This window comes from Nocardia pseudovaccinii NBRC 100343 (assembly GCF_001613225.1).
Classification (GTDB): Bacteria; Actinomycetota; Actinomycetes; order Mycobacteriales; family Mycobacteriaceae; genus Nocardia; species Nocardia pseudovaccinii.
In genome coordinates this window covers 1-15,105 of the sequence record NZ_BDBY01000235.1, presented here as the reverse complement: position 1 = coordinate 15,105, position 15,105 = coordinate 1, and the positions used below count along the sequence as shown (strand labels likewise).

The 15,105-nt window shown below is 69.1% G+C and carries 9 protein-coding genes and 1 pseudogene; 3 read left to right on the top strand and 7 right to left on the bottom strand.

What is annotated here, in order from left to right; translation table 11 throughout:
- Positions 1–190 precede the first annotated feature (190 nt).
- On the top strand, positions 191–946 hold the full coding sequence (locus NP3_RS29335; RefSeq protein WP_063044844.1) for a DUF8020 domain-containing protein: 756 nt from the start codon (positions 191–193) through the stop codon (positions 944–946).
- A gap of 52 nt (positions 947–998) precedes the next feature.
- On the opposite strand, the gene NP3_RS29330 is transcribed toward NP3_RS29335, so the two are convergent.
- From NP3_RS29330 to NP3_RS29305, 6 genes are all read right to left on the bottom strand, one after another.
- The gene (locus tag NP3_RS29330) at positions 999–1,883 is read right to left on the bottom strand and encodes an NRDE family protein (RefSeq protein ID WP_063044843.1); all 885 of its coding nucleotides are present in this window, start codon (positions 1,881–1,883) and stop codon (positions 999–1,001) included.
- Between the two features lie 139 nt (positions 1,884–2,022).
- The gene (locus tag NP3_RS29325; protein ID WP_373864794.1) at positions 2,023–3,225 is read right to left on the bottom strand and encodes a S1 family peptidase; all 1,203 of its coding nucleotides are present in this window, start codon (positions 3,223–3,225) and stop codon (positions 2,023–2,025) included.
- Positions 3,226–3,448: 223 nt separating this feature from the next.
- Entirely contained in the window at positions 3,449–4,813 is a 1,365-nt protein-coding gene (locus NP3_RS29320; protein WP_063044842.1) for a S1 family peptidase, read from the bottom strand.
- 89 nt (positions 4,814–4,902) lie between these two features.
- Positions 4,903–6,030: a hypothetical protein gene (locus tag NP3_RS29315; RefSeq protein ID WP_063044841.1), complete on the bottom strand. Its 1,128-nt coding sequence runs from the start codon at positions 6,028–6,030 to the stop codon at positions 4,903–4,905.
- A 44-nt stretch (positions 6,031–6,074) separates the two neighbouring features.
- Complete coding sequence (locus NP3_RS29310) at positions 6,075–8,807, bottom strand: LuxR C-terminal-related transcriptional regulator (protein WP_063044840.1); 2,733 nt, start codon at positions 8,805–8,807, stop codon at positions 6,075–6,077.
- The gene (locus NP3_RS29305; protein WP_063044839.1) at positions 8,807–10,636 is read right to left on the bottom strand and encodes an Hsp70 family protein; all 1,830 of its coding nucleotides are present in this window, start codon (positions 10,634–10,636) and stop codon (positions 8,807–8,809) included. The genes NP3_RS29310 and NP3_RS29305 overlap by 1 nt, the downstream gene beginning before the upstream one ends.
- A gap of 280 nt (positions 10,637–10,916) precedes the next feature.
- Between NP3_RS29305 and NP3_RS51625 the strand changes: the two are divergent.
- Positions 10,917–11,072, top strand: a pseudogene (locus NP3_RS51625) (IniB N-terminal domain-containing protein); the annotation flags it as partial.
- 33 nt (positions 11,073–11,105) lie between these two features.
- On the opposite strand, the gene NP3_RS50730 reads toward NP3_RS51625, so the two are convergent.
- Positions 11,106–13,706: a hypothetical protein gene (locus NP3_RS50730; RefSeq protein ID WP_157124613.1), complete on the bottom strand. Its 2,601-nt coding sequence runs from the start codon at positions 13,704–13,706 to the stop codon at positions 11,106–11,108.
- Between the two features lie 120 nt (positions 13,707–13,826).
- Between NP3_RS50730 and NP3_RS50725 the strand changes: the two genes are divergently transcribed.
- On the top strand, positions 13,827–14,996 hold the full coding sequence (locus NP3_RS50725; RefSeq protein WP_245721166.1) for a hypothetical protein: 1,170 nt from the start codon (positions 13,827–13,829) through the stop codon (positions 14,994–14,996).
- Positions 14,997–15,105 lie beyond the last annotated feature (109 nt).

Sequence of the window (15,105 nt, the reverse complement as noted above, 5' to 3'; positions counted from 1 at the left end):
CGAGATCACAGTGGGAATAGTCGATCTCGCATCTTCATGTCGGTTCGATTACGCTCACCACGTTCTGTTTGATGTGCCTGTCTTTCACACTGCTCGGGGAGAATCCGGGGTCCGACCACCTCGGGTTGATGAGCGCTCTCGCGTGTACGGAAGCGGCGCGCGAACAACCTGATGATGGATTGGAAACTGAATGAATCTCCGCAGCACCACCGCGGCTGCCACGATGGTCATCGGCGCGATGACGATCGGATTCGGAGTTGCTCACGCCGAGCCCGCCCCCGCGGCGGCTCAACCGATCAGCTACTCCGTCAAGCTCGTGGACAAGACGGTCGTCGCCACGCTCAAGGGGGGGACCTTCGAGCTGACGAAGTCCGACGAGGAATTGAAGGAACCAGACCTCTACACGGTCAAGGACGAACTCGGCAACACCGTCATGTCGGCACCGCTCGACGTCGATGTCGACCAGACACCGGTCGACGTCAAGCCGGTTGTGAAGGACGACGGCAAGGTCCTCGAACTGACCCCGGACCAGAGCGTCAAGATCGAGCAAAAGGTGAATACGGTCAACGCCGTCGCCAAGCCGATCGCCTCCCCGGATGAAGACCAGCGGGCGATGAACGAGTTCTCCACTCAGTTCGGCATCGCCACGGCGGTGGGCGGCTTCGTCGGCACCGCCATCGGTGTCGTCGCCGGTGGTGTCATCGGCTGCATCCTCGGCCTGCCACTGCTCGGTGTCGGCTGCATTCCGGCCGCGATCGCGGGCGCGGGTATCGGTGGCATCCTCGGCACGCTCGCCGTCGGTGGTCCGATCCTGACCCTCGCGGGCATCGACCTGGTCAACACTCTGCAGGCGGCGCCCGGCACCACCAAGTTCGCCGAGAAGTCGGTGCCGGCCCAGCAGCCTGCGTCGGCCCAGCAGCCGGTGCCGGCTCAGCAGCCGAACTGATCTCGATCGAACTCGACCGGCCCGCTCCCATCAGGAGCGGGCCGTTTGCGTTTCAGGCCTGGTGCTCGCGTAAATCCAAACTGCCGCTGAAGATTTCCTCGCCCCTGTGCCGTCCGAAGCGTCCGAAGGAGCGCTCGGCCATTTCGAACGAACCGTCCTCGCGCACCAGCAGGACCGTGCTCGCCCTGGTCCCGTGCAGTGCGTTGGCGATGAATCTGGCCGAGAGCGCGCGCTCGCGCCGCAGCGGAACTCCGGTGTGCGGCAACAGCTCATCGGGCGCCTCGGTGCGGTCGGCCAGCACCTCGAAGTAGCGCGCGACATTGCCGGGATCCGATTCGACCACCGTGCGCAGGTCGGTGAGACCGCCGCGTACCTTGGGCCAAATGGATTGGGGCGCTTCGAATGCCGCTCCCAGGCCCGGCGCGGCCGAGGTGATGAACATGCCGTTGGATACACCGTGGAAGCCCGGTGCCAGCTCCTGGGGCGGTCGTGCGCTGCGGTTGGAGTGCCACCACAGCGATTCGAGATCCGAGATCAGCATGTTGTAGCCGTTGTAGTCGTCGGGGGCGGCGGCTACATCGAGCACGTACTGCTCAGGGCCGAGTAGTTCACGCCGGTCGCCGATGCCGCGCAGGAAATCCATCAGCAGCGCGCCGCGTGAACGGGCGTCGCCGCGTTCGTCTTTCGGATTGCGCACATTGGTGACGGTGGCGAATCGATTGCGGCCCTTGTCTTCCCGCGTCAACCCGAGCCAGGTACCCGGCGGATCGCCCGCGACCTTGCGCAGCGCCCCGAGATCGCGCCCGGCCAGCAGTCCAGGCACCTCGGACCACCATCGCATCGACTCGGTCGGGCGGGAGTAGAACTCGTCGCGGTTGGCCGCGACGATCAACCGGTACTCCGGATGGACCCGCCAACCGATCAACACCAAACACATGCATTCCAGGATGCCGGAAGGTCGCCGGGCCCCACAGGGCATTTGCGCGCACTCGGGCAACGCAAGTTCAGTGGATCCGGGCCCAAGGACAGCAAAAAGGCCGACAGCGTCGCTGCTGTCGGCCTTTCGCGGGGTGCAGCTAGTTGTTGACCTTGAGGCCGGGGTTGTCCGAGAGAACGACGCTGACCGGCTGGGCGAACAGCTGCGGCGCATTGCCGGTGAGCGCACCGATCAGATTCGGGATCTCGCAGATCGGGAAGTCGGCCACCGACGACGCGCTGGAGATGCCCAGCGCCATCCGGCCGGACACGATCGCGCCGCCACTGTCACCGGGCAGGGCACAGATGTTGGCGGAGAAGGCCTGGGTGAGCTCCCGGTCACCGACCTGCACGGTCTGGTCGACAGCGTTCACGATGCCGCAGCTGAAGCCGGTGCGCGCACCGGACTTGCAGACCGGAGCACCGACCACCGGCACGGCAACGCCCTCGACCGCGACCGGCTGGCCGGGCTGGCGCACGAAGTTGTTGCTGAACCGGTCCTTGGCCTGATCGTTGATCCGGATGATCGAGTAGTCCTGCGAGCCGAGCACCGACTTCTGGAACGTGCCCACTTGCGCGCCCGCCCGATCGCCTGCCAGCTCGTAGACGCCTGCCGCATTCCCCGAACCCGCCGACGGAATGTCCGGGTTGCAGTGGCCCGCGGTGATGTTCACGACGTTGCCTGCCCGGTCCGTGCCGTTGAAGCCGAGCGAGCAGCGCAGCGACGTCTTCCCGGCGATCGAGGCGAAGCCGTCGCCACCGGCCAGCGGACCGGTCTGCATCGCGGCCGCGACCGGGGTGGTCTGCAGCTGCTCACCGGCGATCGGCGGGGCCGTCACGATGACCCGGGACGGGTCGACGAAGTTCGGCATCGGCAGGCCGGCCTGCTCGACCCGCACCGCGATGCTGTTGTTGACGGGATCGACCACCACACCGCGCACCAGCGCGGAGACCGCCTCGGGCTGGCCCTCCAGCCAGCGTTCGAACGCGCTCTTCTCGCCGCGCAGCGCCGCCTCGCTCTTGGCGACATTGCGGACCTCGAATCCGGCCGACGTGGCCGCCTGGCGCGCCTCGTCGGCGCCCGGGCCCTGTGCGAGCGCCACGACCGCCTTGCCGCCGTCAGCGAGCCACGAACCCGCGAAGACCTGCGGGAACTGGCGCTGCGCTGTGGTGGCGAAGGCCGCGAGCTGCTGGGCCAGATCGGCCCGGTGCAAGTACTCCTCGGGGGAGATCTTCAGATCGCGCGCGACCGCGGCGACCAGGTCGGCGGGCAGGGCCGGCTGGTCGGGTTCTGCGTTCGCCACTGCTGCCGTCGGACCGAACAGCAGAATCGCCGCCGAGGCGGCGATAACTGTTTTTCGGACCCGGGTCTGTCGCGCAGCTGATCGGAACTGACCTATACGTGGCAGGAGCATGCCCATACCTTAAGGTGTCCGGCCGGTTATGCCTACTTATGTGGGGATGTTGTTCGGCCCACTAACGGACCGGCGGTCGGTTTGTCGGAAATACGGTGTCCGACAAGCCCTCTCACCCAGCGTTCGGACGGGTCCGCAGCGCGATGCCGGTGCCGACGCCGCCGCCTGCGGAGGAGTCGATATCGGCCAGGATCGAGCGGATCGGGATGCCGAGGGTCGCGGTGCCGCCGTATTGCGCGAGGGCGATATTGGCCTCGTTGCAGTCGGGGGCGTCGGCGGCATTGGAACCGCTGGTGATACCGAGGGCCAGCGTGCCGGAGACGATCGCGCCACCGCTGTCGCCGCCGAGCGTGCAGGCCGAGCTGGCGAAGCCGCGCACGGTCTTGCTCACGCCCTCGGCAGTGTACAGCTGGGTTTCGACCCGATCGGCCACCACGAACCCGCAGGTGAAGGTGGAGGACTGGCCCGACTTGCAGATCGGGGCGCCGGTGACCGGCTCGGCGGTACCGGTGATGGTCAGCGTGGTGCCATTGGAGCCGCGCACCGAGGGCTGGTCCATGCCCGCATTGACCGAGCGCTCGTTGAGCTTGATGACGGAGTAGTCGAGCGCGGTCGGGCCGCCGAGGCGCGCCTTGACGAAATTGCCGAGCTCGATGCTGTTCGGGATGTCCCTGATATTGGGCAGGTAGACCGCGGCGTGCTGGTCGTCCTTTTCCAGGTTCGGGTCGCAGTGGCCCGCGCTGATATTCAGCGCGTTACCGGCCGCGTCCACACTGTTGAAGCCGAACGAGCACACATCGACACCGCGCAGCGAGGTGTCCTTCAGCGAGGTCGGCGCGGTGATGTAGGTGTCGCCGCCCATCGGACGCCGTTCGATCGGGCCGCCGCTATTGGGCGAGAGGATGACCTTGACGTTGGCGATCAGGGTCGGCAGGTTCAGCGCGTGGCCGACCGGCGTATTGGCGACCGACAGCACCAGCTGGCTGTTCAGGAAGTCGACCGCGACGGAGTTGATCGACTGGGAGATCTCCCTGGGCAGCGTGTTGATCCACTGATTCAGCTGCATCAGCGAGTTCTCCAGGCCGTTCGCCGAGATCGGGGCCAGATGGGTCTGGTAGCCGTCGGCCGCGGCGATCTTGGCGGCGTCGACCGAGGTGACCGCGACGACCGGCTTACCGTCGGTGCCGAGCCAGGCGCCCGCGTAGGTGTCGGGGCGCTCGCTGCGGAACGACTCCGCGTATTCGCTGAGCGCCTGGGCCTTGGCGGAGCGTTCCAGATACTCCGCGGGCGTCATCTTCAGATCGCGGGAAATGGCCTCGACGAGTTCGGGCGGCAGGTTCTCGGCGGAAAGCTGCCCGGGTGCTGTCGGTTCGGCCGAAGCGGCGGTGGTGACGAGCAGGGGTGCGATGAAAACGGTCGCGGCGAATCCGATCGAAGCTGCCTTGACCGCGGCGCTGCGCGCCACCAACTTGCGCATGAAGTCCCTTCGTCGGCACGAGATGTGCCAGCCACTACACCGGTCAGCGGATCACTTTAAGGCACAAACCCCGGTAGGTCGCTGCGAAATCAACCAGGAGGCGCCAACTCGAACGGAATCGGCTGCTGCCACGGCAGTTGCGTCCACGTCGGCGGCGTCCACATCGGGAAGCCGGGACGGGTGGTCGTGGTCCGGCTCGGCCGGGTGGTGGTCGGCGGTGTCGTGGTCGGTGCGGGCGTGGTGGTCGGTGGTGTCGTGGTCGGCTCGGTGGTCTCCGGTTCGCTGCTGGTGATGACGACCGGCGGTTCGGTGGTCGGCGGCGGCGTGGTTTCCGGCACGGTCGGTAGGTCCACCGGCGGCTGCGGAGCCGGGCTCGTCGAGACCTGATCGGATTTGGCGTCGCGCACCTGCGGCACCGGGGTCGAGCCGGGATCTCGGAACAGCACGGCGACACCGATGCCGCCGAGTATCAGGCCGATGCCGACCGCGACCGCGATCAGCAGCGGTGTGCCGCGGTCCTTCTTGGGGGGCGCGGCAGGCGGCGGCTCCGGGGTGGTCGCTTCGACCGCGGTCGAAGCGATCAGCGGTGCGGCCACCGGCATCGCCGCCGAATAGGCCTGCGGCTGCACCTCGGGCGTCGGCACCGCCGGGATGACATCGGTGACCACGGTCGAGTTCTCGGCATTGCCCGGATCCGGCGGGGTCGCGCCGGCCGGGGTCGCCAGCACCGCGGCCAGCGCGGCGCGCGCGGCGTCGTAGGCGTAGGCCATTTCCGGTGCGACGGCGTCGCTGCCGGGGAGGTCACCCTCGCTGACCAGCAGTACCGATTTCAGGCCCAGATAGTCCAGTGCGTCGCGGAGTGAGAGCACGTACTCCGACGGCCAGCCCGCGGGATAGGTCGCATAGAACTCGGCGGCGCCGTTCAGATGTTCGGCGGTCAGATTGATCAGGCAGAACAGTGCGGTCGCGACCAGATCCTCGGCCCGGTAGGCCTCGCCCGCGTCGACGGAGATACCGGCCGGATCGCCGACCGAGGATGCGAAACCGGTGATCGAATGCGTATGACCGGCCGGGGCCGGTCCGCCGAGGACGGTGTCGCCGTCATCGGACATATGCAGGATCGACTCGCGGACGATGAACGTCGGTTCGCCGTTATCGGTGACGATGGCCGCTGTGCAGTTGTCCTCGGCGATGCGCAGGCCCACCCCAGTGGCCATCCTCAATACCTCGCTTCGGCGTCACGGATCGGGCCGCACCCCGATCACACCAGCAGCGAGCCGTGTCCCATGGCGCGGAGCATCGACAATAACTCCGAACGGGAACGGGCACCGATCCGGCGTCGGATCCGGGCGACATGATGCTCCACCGTCTTGGCGGAAATGTACAGGCGAGCGCCGATCTCCCGGTACGTCAAACCGAGTAGGACGAGTTCGGCGACCTCGCGTTCACGTTCGCTGAGAATCGCCGCGTCGGCGACCGGTTCCGGGGCGGCGGCCTGACCGTCGCCCGCGGCCGTTGCGGCCGGACGAGCCGCGGGCTCCTGCGGACGGGCGTCGGCCCGGACGGTTCTGGCCAGTTTCAGCAGGGTGGTCGCGGTAGCGGAATCGGCGGCGGCGAGTGCGGCCTCGCTCGCGAGCCGGGCGGCATCCCAGGTCAGCCCGATCTCGCTGAGTCCGGCGACCGCCGCCTGCACCGGGGCCGCGGCGACCTGGCCGCGCAGCACCAGCACCCAGGTGCGGCCCGCGTCGGCGAGGATCGCGGCATGCCGGTCACCGGACTCGGCCGCGGCCTTGAGCAGCCGGGCGTGCGGGAGCAGTTCCTCCGGGCTCTCGTGTGCGATCGCGGCCTGCACGCCGTACCAGTGGAAGGCATTGGCCCAGGCGGGCGGCTGGTCGAGTCGGCGCAGCAGCGCGAGGCTGGCATCGACAAGCGGTGCGATCCGGCGTTCGTCGCGTAGCCGAATGCCCGCGAGCCACAACTCGCCGATCGGCAACAGGGTGAGCAGGTCGGCGTCGACGTCGTCGAAGAGCGGATAGGCGGCCTGCCAGGCGCGGGTGAGTTCGGCGTGGTCGCCGCCGCGGCGGGCCAGACCGACCGCGACACCATGGGCGAGCAGGCGGTCGCGAATATCGAGCGAATCCAATTGCAGTGCGGCGACGGTGGTCGCGGCGGCCTGTTCGTCGCCGCCGAGCATCGCCGCCCAGGCGGTCAGCACCTGCAACTGGTGACAGCGCAGACCGCTGGTGGTGGCCCGGCGCAGCGCCTCACCGGCACGGCGTGGTTCGCCGGTGCTCAGGCACAGCAGCGTCGCGATGGAGACCGCGGTGCACGGCAGGAACCGGTCGGTACCCGCATCGGCCTGCGCGGCCTGGATGAGCGCGGATACGGCTGTGGCGGTGCCGGTTCCGTGTTCGACGATGGTGCGCGCGAGTGCGGTGGCGATCAGGCGTGCGTGCGCGTTGGCCTCGGTCGGCGGCCACTGCGTCGCCGATTCGGACAACTCCGCGGCGGCGGTCACCTCACCGGCGAGATACTGCACGGTCGCGCCGACCGCCCAATCCGCGCCGACCCGATGCGCGCCGAGCCAGGAATACAGTTGCGCCGCGCGCCCGACCAGGCCGCGGCGGGTCAGCACCGCCGCGCAGATCCGCACGGCCGCAGCCAGTTCCGCGCCGGTGACACCGGGACGAGCCAGCACCGGTTCGGCAAGTCGCATGGCGGTATCGCCGTCGCCGGTGCATGCGGCCGCCTCCGCCCAGCGCAACGCGATGACGTCCGGATCCGCGCCGGTCGCCGCCGCGGCGGCGTAGTAGCGCACCGCCTCACGTCCCGCCTTTTCGGCTGCGGCGCAGAGGAATTCGGCCAGACGCTGGTCGCGGACACCGGATTCGGCGAGCAGCAGCGCGGTGTGATCGCGCAGCAGGCCCGCATCCAATCGCGCGTTGAGTAGACGACGCTGCACGGCAACGAAGCGGCGGTCGCCGAGCAGGGTGCGCAGCGGTGTGACGGCGGGTTCGAGCAACAGATCGGCATCGGTGACCAGTGCGCTGGCCCTGGCCCGGTCGATGAGTTCTTGGGCCGCGGCGGTGTCCACGCCGAGGACCTCGGTCAGTTCGGAGGAATCCAGGCCGGTGCCGGTGGTGGCGACGACCAGGGTTTCCAGCAGATCGGGCTCGAGGTTGTCCAGAAGGGCGCGTGCCCAGGCGGCGACGGCGTCGTCGACGGCGCGGATGCCCGCGTCGAGGCGGGCCGAGCAGGCGGCGGTCAGCGCGGCCACCACGCCACCGCGGCTGCCCGCGGTCTGACGATGGATGTGCTGGGCCACCGGGCGCGGCACCGCCATACCCAATTCGCGGGCGAACGGGGCGATATCGGAGACGCCGAGCGCCCGCAGATCGGCCACCCGGCCGCGGCGGGCCACAGTGTCGGCGAGTGTGCGCAGTTGCGGATCGTGCGGGCGCGGCTGGGTCGCGACAATGACCGTGTAGCGGCCGGATTCGATGGTCGCGCAGAGGGATTCGAGATCCGAGTCGCTCAGGGTGTGGGCGTTGTCGATGATCAGGGCCGGGCGCGGTGTGTGCGGGTGTGCGCCGTCGAGGCGGTGGATCGGATGCGCTCCGTTATCGGTGCGCTGAATGATGTCGGTTTTCTCGGCGGTTCGGGTTCCGTGGCCGTTGCCGGTGGCGTGGGCCGCGCCGATGGTGTGCGAATCGTCGTGGTCGGGGTGCTGTCCGTCGGCGCGGTGGGCGTCAGCCGTCACATGCGCTCCGTTGACCGAGCCTGCTTGCGCTGCAAGGTGTTCGGGCATTACCGGGTCGTCTCGGAACGGGATGCCGTGGGCGCGCAGGCGGGCCCGGATCACCGAGAGGAGGGTGGATTTGCCGGAGCCGGAGCGGCCCCTGATCAGATAGACGACGGGTTCCCGGTCCGCGGAGTCCAATTCGCGGAAGATCTCGCGTGCGCAGGGCAGCGTGTCGAAGGCGATATCACCCATCATCTGCCTCCGGGGATCTTGGGCAGTGCGGATTGGACGCCGCCGAGGGTGTCGCTCAGCGGGTTCGCCGGCAGGGACGGCACGGTCGGGATCTGCACCTGTGTCTGCGTCTGCGTCTGCGGGGCAGGCTGCGGTTGTGGCGCGGGTTGGGTCTGTGTTGCCGGAGCTTCCGCCGTCGGCTGCGTAGCCGGTGCCGGTTGGCCGGGAGCCGGTTGGTTCTGGGTGGTCTGGCCGTCGGCGGACTCGCCTGCGACGGGTTGGCTGCTCGCCACCGCGACGCTGCTCGTTCCGGCGGAACCTGGTTGTCCCGCAGTGGGTTTCGGTTTCGGACTACCGACGGGCGAATCCTTCGCGGAGGTCGTCGCCGAACCGGTGGGACTGCCGTCACTGGTCGCCGCGACGACGGAAGCGCCCGGCGTTGTCGTCGGATCCGAACTTGCCGGTGACGTCGGACCGGGCTGCGCGCCGGTGCCGATGGCGACGGTGCCGGTCGCGAGTGCGCCGAGCACCAGTGCCGCTCCCGCGATGATGACGGCGCGCTGGCGGCCGCTGAGCCTGCGGCGGGGCCGGTCGCTCGTGCCGGGCAGGGTCTTTTTGGGCACGGTGTCATCGTGGAAAAGGCCGCCGCTTGCCACCGCGCTACTGGTCACGCGGGAGCTGTTCGCGGACTTTTCGACCGGCCGCGGCACGGTGGGCAGCTCCTCGGTTTTCGCGTTGCTGCCCATGACCGCGACCGGGGTGCGATCCACGGTGACCGACATCAAGTCCGCGGCCAGTTCGGCGGCGCCGAGCGCGCTGGTCAGCCGTGGTTGCGGGGCCGCGACCACGGGGAGTGCGAATTCGGTGGAGATCAACTCGGCCACCAGCGGGATCGCGCCGCCGCCGCCGGTGAGCAGCACCCGGCCGATATTGCCGATATCGAGTCCGGCGCGATGTACCGCATCGCGGATGAGATCGAGCGAGGTGAGTAAGGGGCCGCGCAGTAGGTCCTCGAGTTCGTCGCGGACCAGCCGGATGTTTTCGGCGTGGTGATCGTCCGGGTTCAAACGGACCGGGACAACCGTCGCGGTATTTGTGGAAAGCTCTTCTTTCGCATATCGGCAGCGATCGCGCAATGCCGACAATTCCCGTTCCACCACCGGATCGAACGGATCGAAATCATTTCCACGTAAGGCATTAGCCAGGACATAGCGCATGGTCAACAGATCGAATTCGGCGCCCGCGACATCGGTGGTGCGCAATGGCGCGCCGAGTACGGCCGCCTGCGCCCCGGTGCGGACCACCGAGACGGTGAGGCCGGAAGCGCCGAGGTCGTATACGACAACCGTGCCGTCGCCGAGCGGGCCGTGTGCGGCCTCCAGCCAGCGCACCGACGCGGTCGGCTCCGGAACCAAGGTCACCTCGCGCAAGTCGGCGCGATCCAGCGCGGCCCGCTGCACGTCGACGGTATGCCGCGACCACCACGCCGGATGACAGGCGACCATGGAGTGCGCGGCGCCGGCCCCGATCTCATCGATCAGACAGCCGACCGCGGTGGCCACGAGATCCGCTGCGGAGTGGGCGGTTCCGTCCTCGGCGAGGATATCCACCGGATCCCCGACCCGGGCGAGGAAGCCCTCGAGTACAACGTCACTGGAGTGCCTGCCGGTGGGGCGAGCGCCGCTCCCGAATGCGGGCGCCGCATGCGGGGCGAGGCGCAGCACACTCGGATGGGTGATGACAGCGTCGCCGGAGTGACCCCTGTCATAGTCGCTGCCGTCCCCCGGGGTCGCCACGGCGACCGAATTCGACGCTCCGACAGTGATGCCGAGCGCCAGACGCTCTGTCATTCGAGAACCCCGTTCGAAAACTGTGTGGCCCGGTAGTCGCTGTTGTATAGACGGGAAGGCGCAGTGGACCTGCCAGCCGCAACACTTCTGTCGGTTGCTGGGCATCAGCCGTTACTCAGTCGGGGAAGGTGCGGGGAAATTCCCCTAATGGTTCGGGGGTCCCTAACGGGAACGTGCGGTTCGCAGTAGGGGTGCACCCCGTTTCGGAGTAACGCCGGGCGTCCCTAGCGTGAAATGCATTCCAACGACTGCGGATCGCGAGGGTCCGCTCATCCAGGAGATGATTTCGATGACACCCAACGCGATTCTGGAGTTCATTCTCAACCTGCTCCGTGACCACGAGGCCGCGGTGGGTTATTGCGCCAACCCCGGCCAGGCGCTGGCAGCTGCCGGTTTGCCCGCCGTGACGCCGGAGGATATCGCCGCCGTCGCCCCCATGGTCGCCGAATCGGCCCTGATCGCGGGCGGCTCACAGCTGTCGGCGATCGTGGCGGCCGGTGGCGCCGGGGCGGTCGATGCCGGTGCCGCCGCAGGCGCCAATACCGCCGCCGCGGTTGGACTCGGTGCCGCCGCCGACGCGGGCGTTGACCTCGGCACCGATATCGACCTCGGCGCGGACCTCGGCCTCGGCGTCGGTACAGGGCTCGACCTCGGTGCCGGGCTCAACGGCGCGATCGGCGCGGGCCTGCAGGCCGGAGCCGACCTCGGCGCCGGTCTCGGCAGCATTGTCGGCGCGGGCGCGGATCTGACCGCCGGTCTCGGCGGCGCCATCGGCGCCGGTGTACAGGCCGTGACGGGTCTCGGCGGTGCGCTGGGTGGCGCGCTCGGCGCGGGAGCGCAGGCCGGTGCCGATCTCGCCACTGGTCTCGAGGGTGCACTCGGTGCCGGAGCGCAGGTCGGAACGGGGCTGGAGGGGGCTCTCGGCGCGGGCCTGAACGGCGGCGCGCAGGTGATTTCGGGCTTGGAGACGGGGCTCGGTGGCGCAGTCGGCGCGGGCGCCGATCTCGGCGCCGGGCTGAGCGGCGCCATCGGAGCGGGCACCCAGTTGGGTGCCGACCTCGGCGGTGCCCTTGGTGCCGGTGCCCAAGCAGGCGCTGACCTGGGCACAAGCCTGGAGGCAGGCCTCGGTGGTGCTGTGGGTGCGGGTGGTCAGGTTGGTGCGGATTTGGGTGCTGGTCTGGGTGGTGTGGTCGATGCGGGTGCACAGGCCGCAACGGGTCTCGGTGGCGCTGTCGGTGCGGGTGGCCAGCTCGGTACGGATCTCGGTGCCGGTCTCGGCGGCACGATTGGTGCAGGGGCACAAGCAATTTCGGGCCTCGAGACCGGTCTGGGCGGGGCAGTCGGTGCGGGCGCCGATCTCGGTGGCAGCCTGGGCGGCGCACTGGACGCCGACGCGCAGGCATCGACCGGCTTCTCCAGCGCAATCGGCACCGCAGCCGATGCGAACGCTGATCTGTCCACAGGCCTGACAGGCGCGGTAAACGCCGGTGCGCAGGCGGGCTCCGATCTGGGTGGGAGTCTGTCGACCGGCTTGGGGGGCGCCGCGGGTGCTGGTGCCCAGGCGGGTGCCGACCTGTCCACAGGACTGAGCGGCGCCGTTGGCGGCGGTGCGCAGGCGGGCTCCGATCTGGGTGGTGGCTTGTCCACCGGTCTGGGTGGTGCTGTTGATGCCGGTGCGCAGGCTGCCGGTGGTCTGGAAACCGGCCTGTCCACCGGAATCGGTGGCGCGCTCGGCGGCGGTGCACAGCTGGGATCGGATCTGGGCGGGAGTCTGTCGACCGGTCTGGAAGGCGCGGCAGGCGTCGGAGCCCAGGCAGGTGCTGATCTGTCCACCGGACTGAGTGGCGCGGTCGGTGGCGGCGCGGAACTGGGGACCGATCTCGGTGCCGGTCTGTCCACAGGTCTCGGCGGTGCGGTCGGTGCCGGGGCACAGACGGGTGCCGGTCTGGGCGGCAGCTTGTCCACCGATCTGGGTGGCGCCGCGGGTGCTGGTGCGCAGGCCGCCGGTGGTCTGGAGACCGGCTTGTCCACTGGAATTGGTGGCGCGCTCGATGGTGGTGCGCAGCTGGGTTCCGAGCTCGGCGGCAGTGTGTCGACTGGCCTGGAGGGCGCGGCAGGTGCCGGTGGCGGTTTGTCCACAGGTCTGGGCGGCGCTGTCAGCGCTGGTACGCAGGCTGGCGCTGATCTGGGTGGCAGTCTGTCGACCGGCTTGGGAGGTGCCGTGGGTGCTGGTGCCCAGGCGGGTGCCGACCTGTCCACAGGACTGAGCGGCGCCGTTGGCGGCGGCGCGCAGACGGGCTCCGATCTGGGTGGCAGTTTGTCCACAGGTCTGGGTGGTGCTGTTGATGCTGGTGCGCAGGCTGCTGGTGGTTTGGAATCCGGGTTGTCCACTGGAATTGGTGGTGCGCTCGATGGTGGCGCGCAGTTGGGTTCTCAGCTCAGTGGCGGGGTGTCGACTGGTCTGGAGGGCGCGACGGGTGGGCTTGGTGGCAGCTTGTCCACAGGCCTTGGTGGCAATTTGTCGAACAGCCTGGAGGGCGCAGCAGGTGCCGGTGCGCAGGCTGGTGCTGATCTCGGTGGCAGCTTGTCCACGGGTTTCGGTGGTGCTGTTGATGCTGGTGCGCACACTGCTGGTGGTTTGGAAACCGGTCTGTCCACTGGAATTGGTGGTGGTGCGCAGTTGGGTTCTGAGCTGGGTGGCGGGTTGTCGACTGGTCTCGCGGGCGCGGCGGGTGCCGGTGCGCAGGCTGGTGCCGATCTGGGCGTCGGTTTGTCCAGTGGTTTCGGTGGTGTTGTTGACGCTGGTGCGCAGGCTGCCGGTGGTCTGGAAACAGGGTTGTCCACGGGAATCGGTGGTGGTGCGCAGGCGGGGTCCGGTCTGGGTGGTGCTGTCGATGCAGGTGCTCAGGCGACGAGCGGTCTGGAGGGAGGGTTGTCCACCGGGATCGGTGGGGCTGCGCAGGCGGGTGCGGGTGTTGGGGGCGGGTTGTCCACAGGGGTGAATGGGGTTGTTGATGCTGGGGCGCAGGCTACTTCGGGGATCGAGGGGGCCTTCGATGCGGGGGCGCATGCGGCGAGTGGGCTCGGGGGTGGGCTGGAGGCTGGGCTCGGCGGCGTGGTGGATACCGGTGCTGGGCTCGGTGGCGGGGTGTCGAGTGGGGCTTCGTCCGCGATCGGTACCGGTGCTCAGGTGACGACGGGGCTGGAGTCGAGTTTGGCTACCGGCGCGGCGCTCGGTGCGGGTGCTGAGCTGGGTGGCGGGTTGTCGAGCAGTCTCGGTGGTGCTCTCGGCGGCGGTGCGCAGGTCGGATCGGATCTGGGTGACGCTGGGGCGCACGCCACGTCCGGGTTCTCCAGTGCCATCGGTGGCGCGGCTGATCTGGGCGGCGGTTTGTCCACAGGGCTGGGCGGTGCCGTCGGCGCCGGGACGCAGGCCGGTGCGGGGCTGTCCACAGGTGTCGGCGCTGGTGCACAGGCGGGCGCCGATCTCGGTGCGGGCCTGTCCTCGGGGCTGAATGGCGCGGTCGGTGCCGGTGCGCACGCGGGTTCGGAGCTCGGTGCGGGTGTGAGCGGTGCGCTCGGTGCCGGTGCCCACGCGGGTTCGGAGCTCGGTGCGGGTGTGAGCGGCGCGCTTGGTGCCGGTGCGCACGCGGGTTCGGAGCTCGGTGCGGGCTTGTCTTCGGGTGTGAGCGGTGCGGTCGGCGCCGGGACGCAGGCAGGTGCGGGGCTGTCCACAGGTTTGGGCGGTGCTGTCGATGCCGGGGGCCATGCGGCTACCGGTCTGGAGACGGGGCTGTCCACCGGCGTCGGTGCGGCCACCGGGCTCGGCGGCAGTGTGTCCACCGGAGCGCAGGGCGCCGTCGATGCCGGAACACATCTGGGGACAGGTCTGGAGACCGGTCTTTCCAGCGGAATCAGCAGTGGCGTCCAGGCAGGCAGTGGCCTGGAAACCAGCCTCGGCGGTGGTGCGCACGCCGGAACCGGTTTGGCCACAGGCCTTTCCACCGGTGGCTCGGCGGATGCGGGCCTCGGCGGTGGACTTTCGTCGAGCGTCGACTCCACGGTGCACTCCGGCGCCGCGGCGCAGGGCACCGCCAACGGCGCCGCGGATCTGGGCGGCCACGCCGGTTCGGCACTGACCGGCGGCGCCGCTTCGACCGTCGGATCCACCGCGAATACCTGGTCGTCGCTGGACGTTTCGAATGCCTTCGGTTCCGGACTCGACAGTTCGGCCGGATCGCATCTGGACACGTCGGTCACCGGACACAGCGATTCCAGCCTCTTCACCGATACTCATGCGGGTACCGATCTGGCCGGACATGCCGGCGGCGATCTGGGTGGCGACGCCTTCCTGCACTAAGAGGCAGCCGATATTCGTACGAAAGAGGTTCGATGGGGACACCCGCAGTCAATGCTCAACCGCCCGCGGTACCGCTGCTGACGGTATTGGGTGAAACCATCGCCGCGGC

Excerpts from the sequence above, each read along its gene's own strand:
- NP3_RS29335 (WP_063044844.1), top strand. The coding sequence starts at position 191 with ATGAATCTCCGCAGCACCACCGCGGCTGCCACGATGGTCATCGGCGCG.
- NP3_RS29330 (WP_063044843.1), bottom strand. The coding sequence starts at position 1,883 with ATGTGTTTGGTGTTGATCGGTTGGCGGGTCCATCCGGAGTACCGGTTG.
- NP3_RS29320 (WP_063044842.1), bottom strand. The coding sequence starts at position 4,813 with ATGCGCAAGTTGGTGGCGCGCAGCGCCGCGGTCAAGGCAGCTTCGATC.
- NP3_RS29315 (WP_063044841.1), bottom strand. The coding sequence starts at position 6,030 with ATGGCCACTGGGGTGGGCCTGCGCATCGCCGAGGACAACTGCACAGCG.
- NP3_RS29310 (WP_063044840.1), bottom strand. The coding sequence starts at position 8,807 with ATGGGTGATATCGCCTTCGACACGCTGCCCTGCGCACGCGAGATCTTC.
- NP3_RS29305 (WP_063044839.1), bottom strand. The coding sequence starts at position 10,636 with ATGACAGAGCGTCTGGCGCTCGGCATCACTGTCGGAGCGTCGAATTCG.
- NP3_RS50730 (WP_157124613.1), bottom strand. The coding sequence starts at position 13,706 with ATGCGCCCCCGCATCGAAGGCCCCCTCGATCCCCGAAGTAGCCTGCGC.